The organism is Stenotrophomonas sp. YJH_SMC_94-11, from assembly GCF_059370435.1.
In genome coordinates, this window is the sequence record NZ_JCAFTR010000008.1 from 153,669 (window position 1) to 172,693 (window position 19,025).

The following is a 19,025-nucleotide window of genomic DNA, read 5'->3' on the forward strand; positions in this document are numbered from 1 at the left end:
AGATAGGGGGGGCCTATTGTAGGGTCGAGCCTGCTCGACTGCTCGAAGAGCGTGCCAACCGAGGTTGGCACCCACCAGAGCGGTAGCGCCGGGCCATGCCCGGCGGCGCCCTCACCGTCCCAGACGCTGGTCCCGTGCCCGCTGGTCGGCCATCGCCTTGTCCAGTTCGGCCTGCAGTGCCGGCTGCTGCACGGTGGCGTCCAGCACATAGACCTTTACCCCATGCGCCGGCACGTCAGTCTTCAGTTGCCGCTCGACCTTCACCGTGCCGCCATCCAGCGCGTCACGCCAAGTGCCGGCTTGCAGGTAGCGATCCACCTCGAAGGCATGCGCGGCATCGCCCTTGTTCAGCAGCACCAGCACGGTCTGCGCGACCTCGCCCTGTTGCAGCACGCGGAAGAACACCGCCTCGTTGCCCTGCAGGCGCTCGTTCACCTGCAGGCCGCGCTGCAGCGCCGGGGTGGCTGCGCGCAGCCTGGCGATGCGCTGCAGCGGCGCGAAGATCGGGCTCTGCGGCGCAGCGTCCACACGCGGCTGGCCGAAGTAGGCACGATTGCCGGCATGCTCGGCGCGACCACGCATGAAGCCGGTTTCCGAGCCGTAGTAGACCACCGGAATGCCGCGCGCGGTGAACAGCCAGTTGTGCGCGTCGATGAAGCCATTGTCGCTGGCCTGCAGGCGCGGCATGTCGTGGTTGTCGTAGAAGCTCATCAGCTCGTACGGATTGGCATACGGGCCACCGCTCAGGTGCAGCGGCTCGGCCAGCGTCTCAAAGCCCTTGCCGGCGGTGCCGAAGGTCTGTTCCAGTGCGCCGCGCAGCGGGAAATCGAGCACGCTGACATTGGCATTGGCCGGCCAGGTGTGCTCGGCAATGGTCGCCGCGTTGTAGTCGAAGGCTTCGCCGAACATGAACATGCCCGGGTGCTCGGCGCGGATACGCTTGACGAACTCATGCCACCACGGGTGCGGCAGCCAGCCGATGGTATCGATGCGCAGCGCGTCCACGCCCTGCGCGGTCCACTGCAGGTAAGCGCCGACCAGATAGTCCATCACCGCCGGATTGTCCTGGTTGAAGTCGGACAGTTCGGCGAGGTTGCCGTCGAAGATCGAGCCGTCCTTGCTGTCGACCGGGCCGATGTTGTTGTAGAACGCGTGCAGCGGGTTGTGCTTCGGGTCCAGCTTCTGCGGTGGCAGGTTCTGGTGGTCGGCAATCAGCGTTCCGTCCTTGTCGAAGATCTGGCCAAACTGCGGCTGCCGTATCGGCATGGTCCAGGCCGGCGAACCGTGGTTGCCGACGATGTCCAGCACCACCTTCAAGCCGGCACCGTGCAGGCCCTTGGTCAGCCCGGCAAAGTCCAGGTCCTTGCTGGGCAGGTGCTCGTCGAGTTTGTAGAAGTTGATGCCCCAGTAACCGTGGTAGCCGGTCTTGCCGCGATCGGTCAGCGTGCTGGTGCAGCTGATCGGCTTGCTGCCGGTGAATGCTTCGTCCGGGTTGTCCACGATTGGCGTGATCCATACCGCGCCGAAACCCAGGTTGCGGATGTACTGCGCGTTGTCGAGTACACCACGGAAGTCGCCGCCGAGATAGCCGATGTTGCCATCCACCTTGTCCGGGCATGGCACCGGGATGTCGAAGGTGCGGTGCGCGCCACCCTGGTCGCGATGGTCATTGGATGGATCACCGTTGACGAAGCGGTCGGTGACCACGAAATACACCGCATCGCTGGCGAACGGTTCGGTGGTGCCGACGTAGTCCGGGCGCGGCGTGGCCACGGCCTGGCCGGCGAACAGGGCAAGGGAAACGGCAACAGCCAGAACACCACGCATCACACCACCTCCGGACGGGACGGAACCCGCAGCACGCACAGGCCGGCGATGAACAGGCTGCAGCCGCCCAACACCAGCACATGCATCGGCTGGCCACCCAGCCATGCGCGCAGGGCAAAGCCGAGCGCACTGGCCGCCACCAGCTGCGGGATCACGATGAAGAAATTGAAGATGCCCATGTACACGCCCATCTTCGACGCCGGCACGCTGTCGGACAGCAGTGCATACGGCAACGACAGGATCGATGCCCAGGCAAAACCCACACCCACCATCGACAGCAGCAGCCAGTGCGGGTCGCGGATGAACATCAGTGAGACCAGGCCGGCAGCGCCCAGCCACAGGTTGACCAGGTGGCTCCAACGCAGGCCGATCGCACGCACCATCGGCGGAATCAGCACCGCGGCCAGCGCGGCGAAGCCGTTGTAGGCGCCAAACAGCACGCCCACCCAGTTGGCACCTTCGTTGTAGGCCGCCGACTGTGGATCGGTCGAACCGAAGTGGGTACCGGCCACCGCAGCAGTGGTGTAGATCCACATGGCGAAAAGCGCGAACCATGAGAAGAACTGCACCCACGCCAGGCGGCGCATGGTCACCGGCATCGCGCGCAGGTCGCCGACGATGGCGGCCAGCATATGCGTGGCCGGCAACGCGCGCGCGGCCGCCAGCAGCAGGCCGTAGCCGGCGCACAGGCCTGCCAGCACGTACAGCATCCTGTCGCCTTGTCGCCAGGTGATCAGCAGCGCCAACAGCACACCCAGCCCTAGCCACAGGGCCACCCGCGTCCATGGGGCCGGGCCGTTGATCACCGCTCCCGCATGATGCGCCGGCGGTTCGGCATCATCGAAGGCAGCCAGTTCTGCTGGTGAATATTCGCGGGTACTGACCACCGTCCAGGTGATCGCCGCCAGCAGCACCACCGCGCCGAAGTAGAACGCATAGCGCACGGTGTCCGGCACCTCACCGGCGGCGGCCGTATTGGCGACCCCGAAGTGGGCCAGGATGAACGGCAGGAAGCTGGCGACGATGGCGCCCACGCCGATGAAGAAGCTCTGCATCGCGTAGCCGGCCGGACGTTGGCGTGGCGCCAGCTGGTCGCCGACAAAGGCACGGAAAGGCTCCATCGATACGTTGATCGAGGCATCGAGCACCCACAGCGTGCCGGCCGCGATCCACAGCATCGGCGAATTCGGCATCACCAGCAGGGCCAGCGTGGTCAGCACCGCACCGATCATGAAGAACGGACGGCGCCGCCCCCAGCGCGTCCAGGTGCGGTCGGACAGGTAGCCGATCACCGGCTGTACCAGCAGGCCGGTCAGCGGCGCGGCGATCCACAGCCCCGGTACCGCGTCGATGTCCGCGCCCAGCGTCTCGAAGATACGGCTGGCGTTGGCATTCTGCAGGGCGAAGCCGAACTGGATGCCGAGAAAACCGAAACACATGTTCCAGATCTGCCAGAACGACAGCTGGGGTTTGGCGGGGCGATTCATCGTGCGCCCTCTACAGCCACGGGCGCCACCGTCAGCGCCTGCACCTGCGCCTGGTTGAGCACGCCGTCGCGCCCGCCCTTGCCCCCGGTGTAGTGCGCGAAATGCTGCAGTGTGCTCATGTTGAAGCCCTCTTCAAGCGTAACCGCGCATCGGCCCTTCGGCACCGGGAACGTCGCCGAGGTCGAGTCCTGCACGGCCACGCTGTGCGGCAGGGTGACGGTGTGCCGCTGCAACGGCTGGCCAGGGCACTGCAGCGCCAGCTGCTTTACCGCGGCGGTCACGCCCGTGTTGATCGGCCCATTCGGGTTGCTGTACTGCAGGCGCAGGCGCACCTGCCCCGCCTTGGCCGAGGTGAACTGCCAGCGCTCGGCACCCTTCAGTCGCTGCTGCGGACCGACGCAGACCATCGGGCTGTGCAGCGATTCCAATGCGCCGTCGCGCCGGGTCAGGCTCAGGCAATGCTGCAGGCCATCGTCACCGATGCGTGCCAGGCCATTGCTGGCGGTGAGCGCGCGACCGTCCTGCCACAGCACCTGGCCGGCAGCGACCTCGATGTTCCAGCCCCTGCCCTTGCGTCGCGCCTGCGGCGCGGCCGGCGTGGCCGGTGCGCGCGCATTGGCGTCGGCCGTCGTCGCCACGCTGCGCGGTGCCGCTGCGGTGGCCACCAGCTGCACGGTGGTGGTGGCACCACGCGTCTTTACCTGGCCCGCCACCAGCAGGCCATCACCCACCTGCTTCGGCCGCTCAAGCACATAGCGCTTGCCATCGGCCTCCAGGGAGATGCGGCGCTGCTTGCCGAACAGTTCGGGGACCAGCGCGGCTGGCAGCTTGGGCTGCACGCGGCCGTCAGCCTGTACGCCGAATACGCCTTCGAGCACCATCGACAGATACCCAGCCACCGACCACAGCTGGCGCTCCGAATTGACCACCGGCCCGCTGAGCGCGCCTTCATCGACATGCACGGCCTGGCTGACCAGCTCGTAATTCTCCATGTTGGAACCGGCCAGCGCGGCACCCTGCATCAGCGAGCGGATCTCGGCGGCGATGCGCGGCGCATCGTCCAGCTGCCGCGCCGCACGCAGCGAGTAGGCACTGACGAACGGCCAGATCGCCCGGTTGTGATAGATCGGCTGTTGCGCTTCCTGCGGCCAGACCACCGGGCTGCCGGCTGGCCCCATCGGATAAGCTGCCAGCGCACGCCGCGCGCGCTCGGGCGGCAGCACCTCGGCAAGGATGCCCAGCGACAGGCCGAGCAGATCGACCTTGGCGTAAGGCACCGGGTGCGCCGCTTCGCCGATGTAGCTCATGTACTGGCCGATATCCTCGCGCCAGAAGCGCGCATCGATCTGCTGCGCCAATGCGTCGGCCCAGGCCTTGTAATCGGCCGCGCGGGCATCGCCTCGCTGCCCGGCCAGGCGTTCGGCCAGGCGCAGTGCCTGGTAGTGCAGCACGTTGGTGGACAGTGCATAGGAATCACCGATGAAGCGCACATCCTCGCGGGTCCAGTCCGGATAGGTCTGCTCGCGCCAGTCCAGGAACGAAGTCTCGCCACGGTACAGGCCCATCTGCGCGTCGAACACCATCGCGCGGTCCTGCGCCAGCGTGCCCTGCAGCGCCTGCCAGACCTGGTCGGCAAATGCGCGATCCTCCAGCAACTGGCGAGCCGCCAGGAACCACACCACGCGGTCGCTGCTGATCGGCCAGCTGCCACCGGAACCGGTGTCCTGCGCCACAAACAGGCCGGGCGTGTGCCCGTCGCGCGCCGCCGACAGTTTGAACTGCAGCGACTGCCGGGTGCGCTTCGGGTCCAGGCGTGCGAGCGCCAGATCGGCGGCAAAGCTGACATCGCGCGTCCACACATAGGGCCAGCGCGCGCCGGTCTGGAAGCACTCGCACGGCACCGGTCGGCCTTCGTCGAACGCGGGATCGCGAATCGCGTCCACGCGGTCCTGGTCCATCTCCTGCTGGGCCAGCGCGAACAGGGCATCGAACATCACGCTGCCGGTCTGGCTGCGCATCGGCATCGGCGCGATGCGCACCTCGCCGCGCCCTTCCGGTGTGCGCGCATGCAGCACGAAGCTGCCGTTGGCAGCGGCTTCGGCACGCGCATGGCGGCCATCGAATTGCAGGTCGGCCGCCTGCGCGGTCGATCCCTGCGCTGCCCCCAGGGCAGCGGTCAGGCAAATGATCTTCAGCATCGAAGCGGCGGACCGGCTTGCGCCCGTCGGCCTCCCTCCCTCTCTGCACGCGTTGTAGGTCCGCACCGACGTTGCCGGCGGGCGGGCGCGGCCCCTCCCTCAAGGTGCCCTGGCCCCATGGTAGACGCGGGGCTGTCGGCTGCGTCCAGTTGCATACGTATTCATGGCGTCACGCGGTAGCGCACCTGCCGCGCTGGCTTATGGTCCGGGTCTGCCAACGGCGCCTTGGGAGGGCAACTGCCGATGTCACCCACTGCTGTACGCGCGGTGTTCGCGCACATGCTGGGCCTGGCCCTGATCGGATGGGCCACGCTGGTACAGGCCGCGCCCCAGGTGGCCAGCGTCGAATCGCCGGGCAAGGTGTTGAAGGTCAGCCTGGTGCTGGACGGCGGCACGGCCCGCTACCGGGTCGAGCGTCTGGGCGACACTGTGGTGGAGGATTCGAAGCTCGGCTTCGCCCTGCGCGACGGTCGCCTAGACCGCGATTTCACCCTGTTGGGCCAGCAGCGGCACAGCGTGGATGACACCTGGGAACAGCCGTGGGGCGAACGCCGGCTCACTCGCAACCACTACAACGAGCTGACCGTGCAGCTGGCCGAAACCACCGGCAGCAAGCGCCGGCTGGATGTAGTGTTCCGCGTCTACGACGATGGCCTCGGCTTCCGCTACGTGTTCCCCGAACAGCCGAATCTGCGCGAGGCCATCATCGATGACGAGCTGACCGAGTTCGCCATCGCACAGGACTCCACCGCGTGGTGGATCCCGGCCGGCGAGCCGATCCACTACGAGTACCTGTACCAGCGCACCCCGCTGCACGAAGTACCGCTGGTGCATACGCCGATGACCCTGCGCAGCCGCGATGGCCTGCATGTGGCCATTCACGAGGCCGCGCTGGTGGACTACGCCGGCATGTGGCTGCGCCGCAGCGGGGGACAGCGCCTGCGCGCGCAGCTGTCGCCCTCGGCCGAAGGCTGGAAGGTGCGCCGCACCCTGCCCTTCGCCACGCCGTGGCGCACGTTGCAGATCGCCGACCGTGCCGGCGGCCTGGTCGAATCGGACCTGATCCTCAACCTCAACGAACCCAACGCGCTGGGCGATGTGAGCTGGGTGAAGCCAGCCAAGTACCTGGGCGTGTGGTGGTCGATGCACCTGGACAACGAGAGCTGGGCGACCGGGCCGAAGCACGCGGCCACCACCGCCAAGACGAAGAAGGTGATCGATTTCGCCGCTGCACACGGCTTCCGCGGCGTGCTGGTGGAAGGCTGGAATCCGGGCTGGGACGGTAACTGGGTTGGCAATGGCTACGACTTCGATTTCACCCGTGCCACGCCCGATTTCGACATCGAAGCGCTGTCGGCGTATGGCCTGAAAAAGGGTGTGCACCTGATCGGCCACCACGAAACCGGCTGCGCCATCGAACATTACGAGGCCCAGCTGGGCGCCGCGCTGGACTTCTACGCACGACTGGGCGTGGACCAGTTCAAGACCGGCTACGTCTGCGACGACGGCCAGGTCGACCGCCGCAATCCCACGGGGGGCCCACTGTGGCGCGAGTGGCATGACGGGCAGTTCATGGCCCGCCACCATCTGAAGGTGGTGCAGGAAGCCGCGCGCCGGCACCTGTCGGTGAACCCGCATGAGCCGATCAAGGATACCGGCCTGCGCCGCACCTATCCCAACTGGATCTCGCGCGAAGGCGCTCGCGGCATGGAGTACAACGCCTGGGGCCAGCCACCGAACCCGCCTGAGCACGAGGTCAACCTGGTGTTCACCCGCATGCTGGCCGGGCCGATGGATTACACCCCCGGCATCCTCAGCCTGAAGGGCCGCCACGGCCAGGCCATCCCCAGTACGTTGGCCCGCCAACTGGCGCTGTACGTGGTGCTGTACAGCCCGATCCAGATGGCCGCCGACCTGCCCGAACACTACCTGCAGCATCGCGAGGCGTTCCGTTTCATCGAGGACGTGGCGGTGGACTGGGAGCAGAGCCGCGTGCTCGATGGCGAAGTGGGTGACTACGTGACGATCGTGCGCCGCGACCGCAACAGCCGCGACTGGTTCCTCGGCAGCATCACCGACGAGCACGGCCGCGTGCTGCCGGTATCGCTGGGCTTCCTGGAAGCGGGCGTACGCTACCGCGCCGAGATCTACCGCGATGGCGAGGGCGCGGATTTCCGCAGCAATCCATTCGCGTTCATGCGTGAAACCCGCGAGGTGACCAGCGCCGATGCACTGACGCTGGTGCTGGCACCAGGCGGTGGCCAGGCCATTCGCTTCACGCCGCTGTGAATGCCCGGGTAGTGCCGGCCGCTGGCCGGCAACCCGCTGATCGTGATGCCGGCCAGCGGCCGGCACTACCGCAAGCAGTACCTGAAAGCGATTACATCCCTGCAGACGCCATTGAATACGTATGCAGGGTGATTCCCGCGAAGAACGCGCTGCCTACCATAGCGGCGACGACAGCGGCCACCGCGTCGCACGTTCACGGCGCCGCCGGAACGCTCACAAATCGATCTGCAACATTGCCTGGGAGGGGAAAATGTTGAACCACAAGCGCAGCGCGCTCAGCATCGCGCTGGCCGTTGTCCTGGCGCCGACGCTGGCGTCGGCACAGTCCACGCAGAGCACCACCACGCCGGCCGGCACCGCCGCCACCAACCTCGATACGGTGCAGGTCACCGGCATCCGCCGCGGCATCGAGAGCGCGATCGCGGTCAAGCAGGACGCCACCTCTGTGGTCGAAGCGATCTCCGCCGAAGACATCGGCAAGCTGCCCGACGTCAGCATCGCCGAGTCCATTTCGCGCCTGCCCGGCCTGGCCGCCCAGCGCGTTGCCGGCCGTGCGCAGGTGATCAGCGTGCGCGGCCTGTCGCCGGACTTCGCCACCACCCTGCTCAATGGCCGCGAAGTGGTCAGCACCGGCGACAACCGTGGCGTCGAGTTCGACCAGTATCCGTCCGAACTGGTCAACGGCGTGACCGTGTACAAGACCCCGGACGCGGCGCTGGTCGGACAGGGCCTGTCGGGCACCATCGACATGCAGACCGCTCGCCCGCTCAGCTTCGGCGAGCGCGTGATCGCGGTCAGTGGCCGCTACCAGAAGAGCTCGCTGGGCCGCGCGGCCAACACCGATCCGTACGGCAACCGCTTCAGCGCCAGCTACATCGACCAGTTCCTGGACAAGACCCTGGGCATCGCCATCGGCTATGCGCACAGCGACATGCCGATCCAGGAGAACCAGGTCGGCCTGTACGAACCGTGGACCACCGAGCACACCGACAAGGGCGACCGTCCGGGCGTGGGTGCCGGCACCTACTTCTCCGATGGCATCAAGGCGCTGCGCCGCACCGGCAACAACAAGCGCGACGGCGTGATGGCCACGATCCAGTTCCGGCCGAACAACAGCTGGACCAGCACCTTCGATGCATTCCACACTGAAGCCGAGCAGATCGACACCGCCAACCAGTTCGAGCTGAACCTCAGCAACTACAACGGCAACTACACCCCGGGCCTGCTGGTCAGCAACCCGCAGGTCAACGCCAATGGCTCGTTCACCGGTGGCACTGCCAGTGGCGTGTATCCGCTGGTGCGCGGCATGTACAACAAGCGCAAGGACAAGATCGATGCGTTCGGCTGGAACAACGAGTTCAACTTCAGTGGCGTCAAGCTGGTCGCCGACCTGAACTACTCCAAGGCCACGCGCGACGAGCTGAACCTGGAAAACAACCTGCAGCTGACCCCGATGCCGCAACTGGATACGGTCGGCGTGACGATCCGCCAGGACGGGTTCTCGCAGATCAGCCCAGGGCTGAACTATTCCAACCCCGACGCCCTGTTCCTGACCAACACCATCTACGGTTCCGGCTACGGCAAGGTGCCGAAGGTGGAAGACCGCCTGAAGGGTGGCAAGCTGGCCGCCACCATTGCCCTGCCCGATGCCCTCGCGTCGTGGGCGCCGGACATCGACATCGGCGTGAACTACGCCGACCGCCGCAAGGTGAAGACCCAGTCCGAAGGCAACATCCTGCTGGGGGCGCAGGGCGACGCCAACATCGCCTCGGACCTGCAGTACCGCCCGGTCAACCTGGGCTTCGCCGGCCTCGGCACCATCCCGGCCTGGGACGTGCCGGCCGCAGTGGGCCGCTACATGACCTTCAACCCGGTCGACAACCTGGACTACCTGATTCCCAAGTCGTGGACGGTACGGGAGAAAATCACCACCGCCTGGGCGCGCCTGAACATCAACGCCGACATCGGTGAAGTCGGCGTACGCGGCAACATCGGCGTGCAGATGCAGCACACCGACCAGAGTTCGGATTCGCGCTACTGGGACAGCTCGCAGTCGGCCGGCAACAACGTGCAGCCGTACTCGAACGGCCGCACCTACAACGATTGGCTGCCGAGCCTGAACCTGGCCTTCCTGCTCCCGCACCAGCAGACGCTGCGCTTCGCCGCTGCAAAGCAGGTCGCACGCCCGCGTGTGGACCAGATGCGCGCCGGCCTGGAGTTCGGCGTGGACACCGGCACCGGCCGCCCCGGCGGCAGCGGCGGCAATCCGCTGCTGGACCCGTGGCGTGCCACCGCGCTGGACCTGTCCTATGAGAAGTACTTCGGCGAGAAGGCCTACGTGGCCGCCGCGATCTTCTACAAGGACCTGAAGAGCTACGTCTACACCCAGTCGGTCGACAACTACGACTTCACCGCGCTGCTGGGCAGCTACGTGCCGCCGCCGGGCATGACGGCACCGGTGCTGACCACCGGCACCTTCTCCGCCCCGCAGAACGGCAAGGGCGGCACGCTGAAGGGCCTGGAACTGACCGCATCGTTCCCGCTGGAGATGCTGACCGACAGCCTGCGTGGCTTCGGTGTGCAGGCCAGCGCGACCTTCAACAAGAGCGACATCACCATCCTGGACCCGGAGAGCGCCTCCAGCGTGGGCAGTGATCCGATCAGCCTGCCGGGCCTGTCCAAGCGCGTGTACAACTTCACCGCGTATTACGAGCGCAGCGGCTTTGAAGCACGCGTCAGCCAGCGCCGGCGTTCGGACTTCATCGGCGAGATCGGCAACTTCAACGGCAACCGCAGCCTGCGCTACGTTGTCGGCGAGAACGTGACCGATGCGCAGGTCAGCTACACCTTCAGCGACAGCAGTGCCCTGCGTGGCCTGACCCTGCTTCTGCAGGGCAGCAACCTGACCAACGAGCCGTACCGCACCTACGCCGGCAGCAAGGACCGCCCGCTGGAGTACATCGAGTGGGGCCGCACCTACATGCTGGGCGTGAACTACAAGTTCTGATCACGGCCGGGTCGTGCCGGCCGCTGGCTGGCACCCCGAACCCGGTAGCGTCGGCCGCTGGCCGGCAACACAAAGGGAGCAGGACCGGAAACCCGCTGCGCAGGCAGCGGGTTTTCTTTTGCGTGGATGCCGGCCGTTGGTTGGCAAGGCCCATCCACGCATGGCGTGGATCTACTGAACGGGCGAGGCGACCTTCGCGCGGCACGAGGTCAACGGGCCGGTAGATCCACGCCATGCGTGGATGCCTTTCACCGGAATCCCACCCACAAAAAAGGGACGGGGCGCTTCGGCCCCGTCCCCGCAAGTACCGCCACCGGAGAAAACGGTCAGCTGCGTCGGGCGCAATACACCGCGCGCGGCGGCAGCTGGAGTTCGTTGCCCTGCACCGTGCCCGCATCCGGGCCCGGTACCGCCACCTGCTGCCAGTTGCCCGGCGGCAGCGGATGGGTCACCGCCTCGGCCGACAGGTTGAAGGCCAGCAGGAGGGTTTCATCTGCAAGCATACGCTCGAACAGCAGCACTGGCTCGGCGCTCTCGATGAATCGAATGCTGCCATGCAATAGGGCCGGCTGGGTATGCCGCCAGGCCAGGAAGGCCCGGAATGCGGCCAGGACCGAGAGCGGATCGCGCTCCTGCACGGCCACCGCCGCCGCCCGGTGCTCGGCCGGAATCGGCAGCCAGGGCTGGCCGCTGGTGAAGCCGGCCAGCGGTGCATCGGTCCACGGCAGCGGGGTGCGGCAGCCATCACGGCCCTTGAAGTTCGGCCAGAAGGTGATGCCGTAGGGGTCCTGCAGGGCCTCGAATGGCACCTCGGCCTCGGCCAGGCCGAGCTCCTCGCCCTGGTACAGGCAGACCGAACCGCGCAGCGAGCACAGCATCGCCACCAGCATCCGCGCCAGGCGCGGGTCAGCCGGATGGCCGCCCCAGCGGCTGACCGCCCGCTCCACGTCGTGATTGGAAACCGCCCAGCACGGCCAGCCTTCGGTCATCGCCGCTTCCAGGCGTGAGACCGTGTCGCGGATGTAGGCCGCGCTGTAGTCGTTCACCAGCAGCTCGAAGCTGTACCCCATGTGCAGGCGGCCATCGCGGGTGTACTCGGCGGTGGTCGCCAGCGAGTCCTCCGAGGAGATCTCGCCCAGGCTGACCGCGCCCGGGTACTGATCCAGCAGCGCGCGCAAGCGCTCCAGGAACGGCAGGTTCTCCGGCTGGGTATTGTTGTAGTAGTGGTACTGGTAAGCGTACGGGTTGTCCGGGCTGAAGCCGCGCCCCACCCGCTTCTCCGCCGGCTTGGGCGGGTTGTCACGCAGCTGCGCATCGTGGAAGCAGAAGTTGATCGCATCCAGGCGGAAGCCATCCACGCCGCGATCGAGCCAGAAGCGGACATTGTCCAGGGTGGCCTGCTGCACGTCCGGGTGATGGAAGTTCAGGTCCGGCTGGTCGACCAGGAAGTTGTGCAGGTAGTACTGCTCGCGGCGCGGCTCCCATTGCCAGGCACAGCCGCCGAACAGTGACAGCCAGTTGTTGGGCGGGGTGCCGTCCTCGCGCGGGTCGGCCCAGACGTACCAGTCCGCCTTCGGATTGCTGCGGTCCTGGCGGCTCTCGCGGAACCAGGCATGCTCGATCGAGGTATGGCTCAGCACCTGGTCGATCATCACCTTCAGGCCCAGGCCGTGGGCCTTGGCCAGCAGGCGGTCGAAGTCGTCCAGGCTGCCGAACAGCGGGTCGACGTCGCGATAGTCGGCGATGTCGTAGCCGAAGTCGGCCATGGGGGACTTGAAGAACGGCGAGATCCAGATCGCATCCACGCCCAGCGCGGCAATGTAGTCCAGGCGCTCGATGATGCCCGGCAGGTCGCCCACCCCATCGCCGTTGGCATCGAGGAAACTGCGCGGGTAGATCTGGTAGATGACGGCTCCGCGCCACCATGGATAGTGCGACATCGACAGCCCCCCTCCGGGCATGCGGGACCCGCCGGCAGCGGGCCGAAATCCTGATCCGGCAAGCTTAGCGGTGGCCTCGCGGGCATGGCGCAACCTGCATACGTATTCACGCGAAGGGCCGCGCAGGCCGGGCTGGAATTGCCGCTCGGACCGGTTTGCGCCCGAATCCACGGCCAGCGCCTATAATCGATGGTGAGCCTGAAAGCCTGATCGCATGACCATCACCGAAGACACCCGTCCCGCCCTGGGCCTGCCCCAGATCCAGTCGCTTGCCGCGGCCGACATGGCCGCCGTCGACGCCCTGATCCGGCGCCGGCTGTCCTCGGACGTCGTGCTGATCAACCAGATCGCCGACCACATCATTTCCGCCGGCGGCAAGCGCCTGCGCCCGATGCTGGTGATGCTGGCCGGCCACGCGGTCGGCCAGGCCGGCCCGGAGCACCACCAGCTGGCGGCGATCATCGAGTTCATCCACACCTCTACCCTGCTGCACGACGACGTGGTGGACGAGTCCAGCCTGCGGCGTGGCCGCAGCACCGCCAACGCGCTGTGGGGCAACGCGCCCAGCGTGCTGGTGGGCGACTTCCTGTACTCGCGCAGCTTCCAGCTGATGGTCGAGCTGGAGCGCATGCCGGTGATGCAGATCCTGGCCGATGCCACCAACCGCATCGCCGAGGGTGAAGTGCTGCAGCTGCTGCACGTGCACAACCCGGATACCGACGAAGCCGCCTACCTGCGCGTGATCGAGCGCAAGACCGCGGTGCTGTTCGCCGCCGGCACCCGCCTGGGCGCGCTGGCCAGCGGCGTGGATGAGGCGACCCAGCAGGCCCTGTTCGACTACGGCATGCACCTGGGCTACGCATTCCAGATCGCCGACGACGTGCTGGACTACTCGGCCAACGCCGACGAGCTGGGCAAGAACCTGGGCGATGATCTGGCCGAAGGCAAGGCGACGCTGCCGCTGATCCACGCGATGGCGCACTCCGACGGCGCCACCCGCGAGCGCCTGCGCACCATCGTGCAGGACGGCGATGCCTCGGCGATGCCGGAGGTGTTGGCCGCGATCCGCGCTACCGGCGGCCTGGAGTACAGCCGCCGCCGTGCCGAAGAGTACGCCGAAGCCGCCGAGCGTGCGCTCGACGGCCTGGGCGACAATGACGCCGTGGCTGCCCTGCGCGGCCTGGCCCGCTACGCGGTGCAGCGCTCGCATTGACCGGCTGAGGTGTGCCGACCAACGGTCGGCACCCACCAAACCGGCATTCCGGTCGGTGCCGACCGTTGGTCGGCACGCATTTGTTTACCGGAACCGTTCCTCGAAGAACTCATCCAACGCCTTCCACGCGCGCTTTGCCGCCCGCTCGTTGTACTGGCACCCCGGCGGGCTGTTGGCGTCGCGCTCGGCGAAGCAGTGCACGGCACCGCTGTAGTTGGTGAACTCCCAATCGACCTTGGCCGCGTCCATTTCCTTCTGGAAAGCGGCGATGTCCTCGGCGGTCACGCTCTTGTCATCGGCCCCATTGAGCACCAGCACGGACGGATGGGTGCCACCGGCCTGCGCCGGCAAGGGCGAACCCAACCCACCGTGCAGGCTGACCACAGCGGCCAGCGGCGCACCGGCGCGGGCCAGCTCCAGCACCGTGGTGCCACCGAAACAGAAACCGACCGCACCGATCCGGCTGGCATCCAGCGGCACCTTGCCGGCCTGCGCCTTGAGCACGTTCACCGCTTCCAGTGCACGCGCACGAAGCAGCGGCCGGTCATTGCGCAGCTTGCTGGCCACCGGCCCCGCCTCCGCATCACTCTTCGGCCGCACGTCCTTGCCATAGACATCGGCCACCAGCACCACGTAGTCATCACCGGCCAGCTGCTTGGCCTTCTCGATGGCCGACTCGTTCACACCCTTCCAGTTCGGCACCATCACCAGGCCCGGGCGCTTGTCGTGCCCACCATCGTCATAGACCAGCACGCCACTGAAGGTCGTGCCCTGGTGCTTCCACTCCACCGGCTGCGTCTTCATCGCCGCCCAGGCCGGCATCGTCGCCAGCCCCAGCATCATCGCCACACCGCATCGCCAACGATTCATGCGCCTGCTCCACAAGAAAAAGGGGACGGAGGGGATTAAGCCGTATTCGCCCCTCCCGCGTCGCATTCTGCATTGGCGGCGTGACGCAGGTGTGGTTGGATACGACTTAATCCCCTCCGTCCCCTTTTTTTGCATGAATCTTGTTGATCGCTTTCTGTCTGGCCTGATCCCGCGTTTGCCTGCCGAGGATGCCCCGCAGTGGGCACATGTCCAGGGCGCCAGCGCCGAGGACCTGCAGCGCCTGCGTGTGCAGTGGCCGCAGGTGCCGGGCAGCCTGGTGGAACTTCTATCGCGCGTGGATGGCACCCACTACCGGGAGTACCCCGGCGGCAAGGTCTGCGTACTGATGCTGGGCTCGGACGTGGAGGACGGTGGCTACCCGTACTACCTGCGCTCGGTCGCGCAGATCTTCGAGGACCAGCAGCAGTGGGACGACAGCATCCGTTCCATCTACGAAGAGTGGCTGGATGAGGAGCCGGAGATCCTCGGTGAAGGCATCGACGGTGATCTGCCGATGAGCAGGCGCCTGTGCTTCTCGCACTGCATGAACAACGGCGGCACCTCGATGCTGTACCTGGATTTCGATCCGGCACCGGGTGGTACGGTCGGCCAGGTGGTGCGCTACCTGCACGATCCGGACAGCTACGCAGTGATCGCCCCCAGCTTCGACGCGTACCTGCAACAGATGATTGATCGCGATTATGCGTTCATCGACCAGGACGAGGATTGAAACCCAGCCGAGCATGGGCTCGGCTCTACAGTAGATTCACGCCATGCGTGGATGACGACCTCACCCACGCTCGATCCAATGCAACGTGCCCGGCTCGAACGCCAGCAGGTCCGCTGCGGCCAGCTGATCCCGCGACCAGCGCCGTTCCGGCGGCTTCGGCTGCCGGGCACCCACCGAACCGTCATAGTCGCGCACCAGCAGGCCGATGCGCGCGGCCCCAGCCTGCAACAGCGCGTCGATACGCTGCAACCACTGGCCGGCATCATCCAGGGCTTCATCGCGGCGTGCCTGCTGATCCTGTTCATGCCGCGCCAACTGCGCCGCCAACGCGCGCGCGATCTTCGCTTCGCTCCAGCCCTTCCTGCGCCAGCGTTCGGCATCGCCGTTCCACTCACGAACCGCCTGCGCCGAGGCCAGCGACGTGCCGCAATCGCAGTGCACGGCACTCAACCACGGCTGCCAACCGGGCCCGACCGCTGACTGCAGGCTGGGCGAATCCTGCGCAAACAGGCGCCGGCCACTGCGCTGCATGATCGCGGCGGCTTCAACGTGCGATAAGGATGCGGGCAGGAACAGGGTAATGAAGGTGCACATGCGGGCATCCGGGTCCGTCCGGGGATGCCTGCATGATAAATGCACGATGGGGTCAGAACCCTTTCCCGCGGAAAGGGATCCGCCCCCCGATCCCGCCGGTCAGGCGATGCCCAACCCCGGAATCGCGCTGATGCTGTCCGGATCGAACCCGGCCAGTTCGGCGAAATGGCGTCCGCGCGCCACGTAATCGCGGTAGGCCCCGAAGCTCGGCGCACCCGGCGACAGCAGCACCACCCCGCCCTGTGCGCCCAGCGCCATGCGCGCCAACGCCATCGCCTCGGCGAGATCGCCCGCAGCGTGCAGGCCAAAGCGGCCAGCATCGGCCAGCGGCTGCAGCATCGCGTGGATGCGCGGGCCGTTGCTGCCCATGGTCACGATCTCCACCGGCGGCACATCGTGCGCCATGTGCTGCATGAAGTCGGTCCAATCCAGGCCACGGTCGTGCCCGCCCACCAGCAGCGCGATGCGCTGCCCAGCAAAGCACTCCAGCGCGGCCAGGCTGGCATGCGGCGTGGTGCTGATCGAATCATTGACGTAGGTCAGGCCATCGGCCACGCCGATGCGCTGCAGGCGGTTCGGCAGCGGGCGGAAATCCTGCACTGACGGTGCCAGCGCCACGGCATCCAGGCCCAGCGCTTCCAGTGCAGCCAGCACCGCGCACAGATTGCCGCGGTTGTGGCGTCCCGGCAGCGGCGTGTCGCGGGTATCGAACACCGCCTGTTCGCCGCGATGCACGATGTCGCCCCGCATATGCCAGCCCTGCGGCTGGTTGAACCAGACCACCTCACTATCGGGCAGCGACAGTGCCGCCAGGTGCGGATCGGCCGCATTGAGCACGGCAATGCGCGGCGCGGCTTCCGTCACCAGCCGCAGCTTGTCTTCGATGTAACGCCGTTCGCTGCCGTGCCAGTCCAGGTGTTCCGGGAACAGGTTCAGCACCACTGCCACCTGCGGGTGGGCGCCACTGCGCGCCACTTCACCGGTCTGGTAGCTGGACAGCTCGACGGCCCAGTACTCGGGCGCCGGCTGCGGGTCCAGCACCTCCAGCAGCGGCAGGCCGATGTTGCCGACCAGTCCGGTGCGGTGGCCGGCCGCGCGCAACAGGTGCGCGACCAGCGCGGTGGTGGTGCTCTTGCCCTTGGTGCCGGTCACGCACACGGTGTCGTGCACGATGCCATCGTCAGCCGCATGCTCGGCGAACCACAGCGCAGTGCCGCCGATGAAGGTGGTGCCCTGCGCTGCCGCCGCCAGCGCGATCGGCTGATAGGGACTGATGCCGGGCGATTTGATCACCACGTCGAACGCGGCCAGCGCTTCAGCGGAAGGCTCGCCACGCACGTCCAGGGCGCCCTGTGTTTCCATGCGTGCGGCCCCGACTTCGGCCGCCGGGCAGAACAGGCTCAGCGGCAGCGTGGGCAGGCGCTCACGAAGTACCGCAAACGCGGCACGGCCCTCGCGGCCCCAGCCCCACAGCGCGACGCGCTTTCCTTCAAGCTTCGAAATCTTCACGCACCCGGTCCCACAGCGCAGCCGGAACGCGGTGCTCGCCCTGCAACTGCAGCAGCGGCGCCAGTTCCAGTTCGGCGGCATCCAGCTGCGGCTGGATTTCATTGCAGAAGCGCTTCACCAACACGTCTTCCTTCCATTCCGGGCGCTGGGCCAGGGTCGCCATCGCCGCACGCGATTCGCGGCCTTCGCCCACGCACTCGAACGGCTTGTGGTCCTGGAACTCCAGCAGCGCGTCGAAGCCAGCGGCCTGCTCGGCATCGTCCAGCAGGTTGCGGCCGAAGATGCGCACCAGGCGCGTCTTGGGCATGAACGGAGCCAGCGCCAGGAACACGAAATGGCACTTCGGGCAGACGCCGCACCAGCGGTTCACCGGGCGCTCGCCGAGGATGTGGAAATTGCGGTTGCAGCTGGAGAAGTGCGCGTCGTAGAAATCGGTCTTGGCGAACTGGCGGGCCACCGCCAGCTCGGACATCGGGCGCAGCAGCGAGTAGTACTGCAGGTCCGCCGCAACGTACTTCTGCACATGGCTGCCGAACGCCTGCTCACAGGCCCAGCCCTTGGACCACTGGTGGTTCACTTCGCCGGTGCCCGGAATCTGGCTGCCGTAGCTGGCCGAACGCTCGTTGGAGAACACGACCTGGTCCACGCCGTGCAGCAGGGCCGCCAGCACCATGATTGCCGAGTTCACCACCGTCACCGGGATGTGGCCGTTCCAGGCGCCCTGGCGGTTCAACTCGAACAGTTCCGGTGCCAGCGTGCGGCCCAGGTTCAATGTCGGCAGGCCGGTGCGCTCGGCGCAGGCGCGGATCAGCTGCGAACCACCGATCCAGGTCACGGTCTCGTCCACGCCGGCACGGCGCAGCGCTTCGATGCTGACCAGCGAATCCTTGCCGCCGCCGATGGCCACCAGTGCGTGCGGCTGCAGGCCCAGCGCCGGCGCCTGCCCGGCCTCGCCCTGCACCGGCAACCGGAAGCGGCCGCGCAGGTTCAGGCCGTTACGGTAGGCGAATTCGCCCAGGCCATTGAGGTAAATGGTCTCCACCAGTGCGGCGGTATCGGCATCGATGCTGTAACTGTCGATGCTGACCGTATCCGGTACGCCGGCCTTGTAGTAGCTGACGCCGGCAATCAGGTGCAGCAGCTGCAGCGCGCGCTGCACGGCAGCGGCGCGCGCCTCGTCCAGCACGAACGGGGCACCCGGCACAGTGATGGTCTCCACCATCTCGGGGCCGTCGTCGAAGGCATAGACCAGCCGGGCCACGCCGGTATCCGCTGCGAAGTCGCAGCGGACGAAGCGGAAGCGGGAAACCTGGTGTTTGTCGAAAGCAGTCATGGTGTATCCGGTCAGGCACGGGCCCGCG

At 67.0% G+C, this 19,025-nt stretch carries 12 protein-coding genes; 4 read left to right on the forward strand and 8 right to left on the reverse strand.

The annotated features are described in order from the left end of the window. Positions 1-111 precede the first annotated feature (111 nt). The 3 genes from AC5P74_RS14950 to AC5P74_RS14960 are packed head-to-tail and all read right to left on the reverse strand — an operon-like array spanning position 112 to position 5,512. Positions 112-1,827: an alpha-amylase family glycosyl hydrolase gene (locus AC5P74_RS14950; RefSeq protein ID WP_346607580.1), complete on the reverse strand. Its 1,716-nt coding sequence runs from the start codon at positions 1,825-1,827 to the stop codon at positions 112-114. Further along, positions 1,827-3,314: an MFS transporter gene (locus AC5P74_RS14955; protein ID WP_346607579.1), complete on the reverse strand. Its 1,488-nt coding sequence runs from the start codon at positions 3,312-3,314 to the stop codon at positions 1,827-1,829. Before AC5P74_RS14955 ends, AC5P74_RS14950 begins: the two co-directional genes overlap by 1 nt. After that, complete coding sequence (locus tag AC5P74_RS14960) at positions 3,311-5,512, reverse strand: glucosidase family protein (protein ID WP_346607578.1); 2,202 nt, start codon at positions 5,510-5,512, stop codon at positions 3,311-3,313. Before AC5P74_RS14960 ends, AC5P74_RS14955 begins: the two co-directional genes overlap by 4 nt. Positions 5,513-5,749: 237 nt before the next feature. Here AC5P74_RS14960 and AC5P74_RS14965 point away from each other — a divergent pair, with 237 nt between their 5' ends. Both AC5P74_RS14965 and AC5P74_RS14970 read left to right on the forward strand, forming a co-directional pair. Then, positions 5,750-7,801: a glycoside hydrolase family 97 protein gene (locus AC5P74_RS14965; RefSeq protein ID WP_253136516.1), complete on the forward strand. Its 2,052-nt coding sequence runs from the start codon at positions 5,750-5,752 to the stop codon at positions 7,799-7,801. Positions 7,802-8,051: 250 nt separating this feature from the next. Continuing rightward, positions 8,052-10,808 carry a TonB-dependent receptor gene (locus tag AC5P74_RS14970; RefSeq protein WP_495204996.1) on the forward strand — a complete coding sequence of 919 codons (2,757 nt, stop codon included), beginning with the start codon at positions 8,052-8,054 and terminating at the stop codon, positions 10,806-10,808. Between the two features lie 326 nt (positions 10,809-11,134). On the opposite strand, the gene AC5P74_RS14975 is transcribed toward AC5P74_RS14970, so the two are convergent. Next, complete coding sequence (locus AC5P74_RS14975) at positions 11,135-12,748, reverse strand: alpha-glucosidase family protein (RefSeq protein ID WP_053496882.1); 1,614 nt, start codon at positions 12,746-12,748, stop codon at positions 11,135-11,137. Positions 12,749-12,962: 214 nt separating this feature from the next. On the opposite strand from AC5P74_RS14975, the gene AC5P74_RS14980 reads away from it, so the two are divergent. Then, complete coding sequence (locus tag AC5P74_RS14980) at positions 12,963-13,961, forward strand: polyprenyl synthetase family protein (protein ID WP_053496880.1); 999 nt, start codon at positions 12,963-12,965, stop codon at positions 13,959-13,961. A gap of 84 nt (positions 13,962-14,045) precedes the next feature. On the opposite strand, the gene AC5P74_RS14985 is transcribed toward AC5P74_RS14980, so the two are convergent. Next, the gene (locus AC5P74_RS14985; RefSeq protein WP_372485658.1) at positions 14,046-14,831 is read right to left on the reverse strand and encodes a dienelactone hydrolase family protein; all 786 of its coding nucleotides are present in this window, start codon (positions 14,829-14,831) and stop codon (positions 14,046-14,048) included. 133 nt (positions 14,832-14,964) lie between these two features. Between AC5P74_RS14985 and AC5P74_RS14990 the strand changes: the two genes are divergently transcribed. Continuing rightward, a complete protein-coding gene (locus tag AC5P74_RS14990; protein WP_053496876.1) occupies positions 14,965-15,561 on the forward strand; it encodes an SMI1/KNR4 family protein in 597 nt (198 codons plus the stop codon). Between the two features lie 60 nt (positions 15,562-15,621). Here AC5P74_RS14990 and AC5P74_RS14995 read toward each other — a convergent pair whose 3' ends face one another. From AC5P74_RS14995 to murL, 3 genes are all read right to left on the reverse strand, one after another. Beyond that, positions 15,622-16,155 carry a hypothetical protein gene (locus AC5P74_RS14995; protein WP_053496874.1) on the reverse strand — a complete coding sequence of 178 codons (534 nt, stop codon included), beginning with the start codon at positions 16,153-16,155 and terminating at the stop codon, positions 15,622-15,624. A 99-nt stretch (positions 16,156-16,254) separates the two neighbouring features. Further along, a complete protein-coding gene (murD, locus tag AC5P74_RS15000) occupies positions 16,255-17,664 on the reverse strand; it encodes a UDP-N-acetylmuramoyl-L-alanine--D-glutamate ligase (RefSeq protein WP_053496872.1) in 1,410 nt (469 codons plus the stop codon). Continuing rightward, complete coding sequence (gene murL / locus AC5P74_RS15005; RefSeq protein ID WP_329841454.1) at positions 17,645-18,997, reverse strand: UDP-N-acetyl-alpha-D-muramoyl-L-alanyl-L-glutamate epimerase; 1,353 nt, start codon at positions 18,995-18,997, stop codon at positions 17,645-17,647. Before murL ends, murD begins: the two co-directional genes overlap by 20 nt. Between the last annotated feature and the right edge of the window lie 28 nt (positions 18,998-19,025).

Excerpts from the sequence above, each read along its gene's own strand:
- AC5P74_RS14990 (WP_053496876.1), top strand. The coding sequence starts at position 14,965 with ATGAATCTTGTTGATCGCTTTCTGTCTGGCCTGATCCCGCGTTTGCCT.
- AC5P74_RS14995 (WP_053496874.1), bottom strand. The coding sequence starts at position 16,155 with ATGTGCACCTTCATTACCCTGTTCCTGCCCGCATCCTTATCGCACGTT.
- AC5P74_RS14955 (WP_346607579.1), bottom strand. The coding sequence starts at position 3,314 with ATGAATCGCCCCGCCAAACCCCAGCTGTCGTTCTGGCAGATCTGGAAC.
- AC5P74_RS14970 (WP_495204996.1), top strand. The coding sequence starts at position 8,052 with ATGTTGAACCACAAGCGCAGCGCGCTCAGCATCGCGCTGGCCGTTGTC.
- AC5P74_RS14950 (WP_346607580.1), bottom strand. The coding sequence starts at position 1,827 with ATGCGTGGTGTTCTGGCTGTTGCCGTTTCCCTTGCCCTGTTCGCCGGC.
- AC5P74_RS14960 (WP_346607578.1), bottom strand. The coding sequence starts at position 5,512 with ATGCTGAAGATCATTTGCCTGACCGCTGCCCTGGGGGCAGCGCAGGGA.
- AC5P74_RS14980 (WP_053496880.1), top strand. The coding sequence starts at position 12,963 with ATGACCATCACCGAAGACACCCGTCCCGCCCTGGGCCTGCCCCAGATC.
- AC5P74_RS14985 (WP_372485658.1), bottom strand. The coding sequence starts at position 14,831 with ATGAATCGTTGGCGATGCGGTGTGGCGATGATGCTGGGGCTGGCGACG.
- AC5P74_RS14975 (WP_053496882.1), bottom strand. The coding sequence starts at position 12,748 with ATGTCGCACTATCCATGGTGGCGCGGAGCCGTCATCTACCAGATCTAC.
- murL (WP_329841454.1), bottom strand. The coding sequence starts at position 18,997 with ATGACTGCTTTCGACAAACACCAGGTTTCCCGCTTCCGCTTCGTCCGC.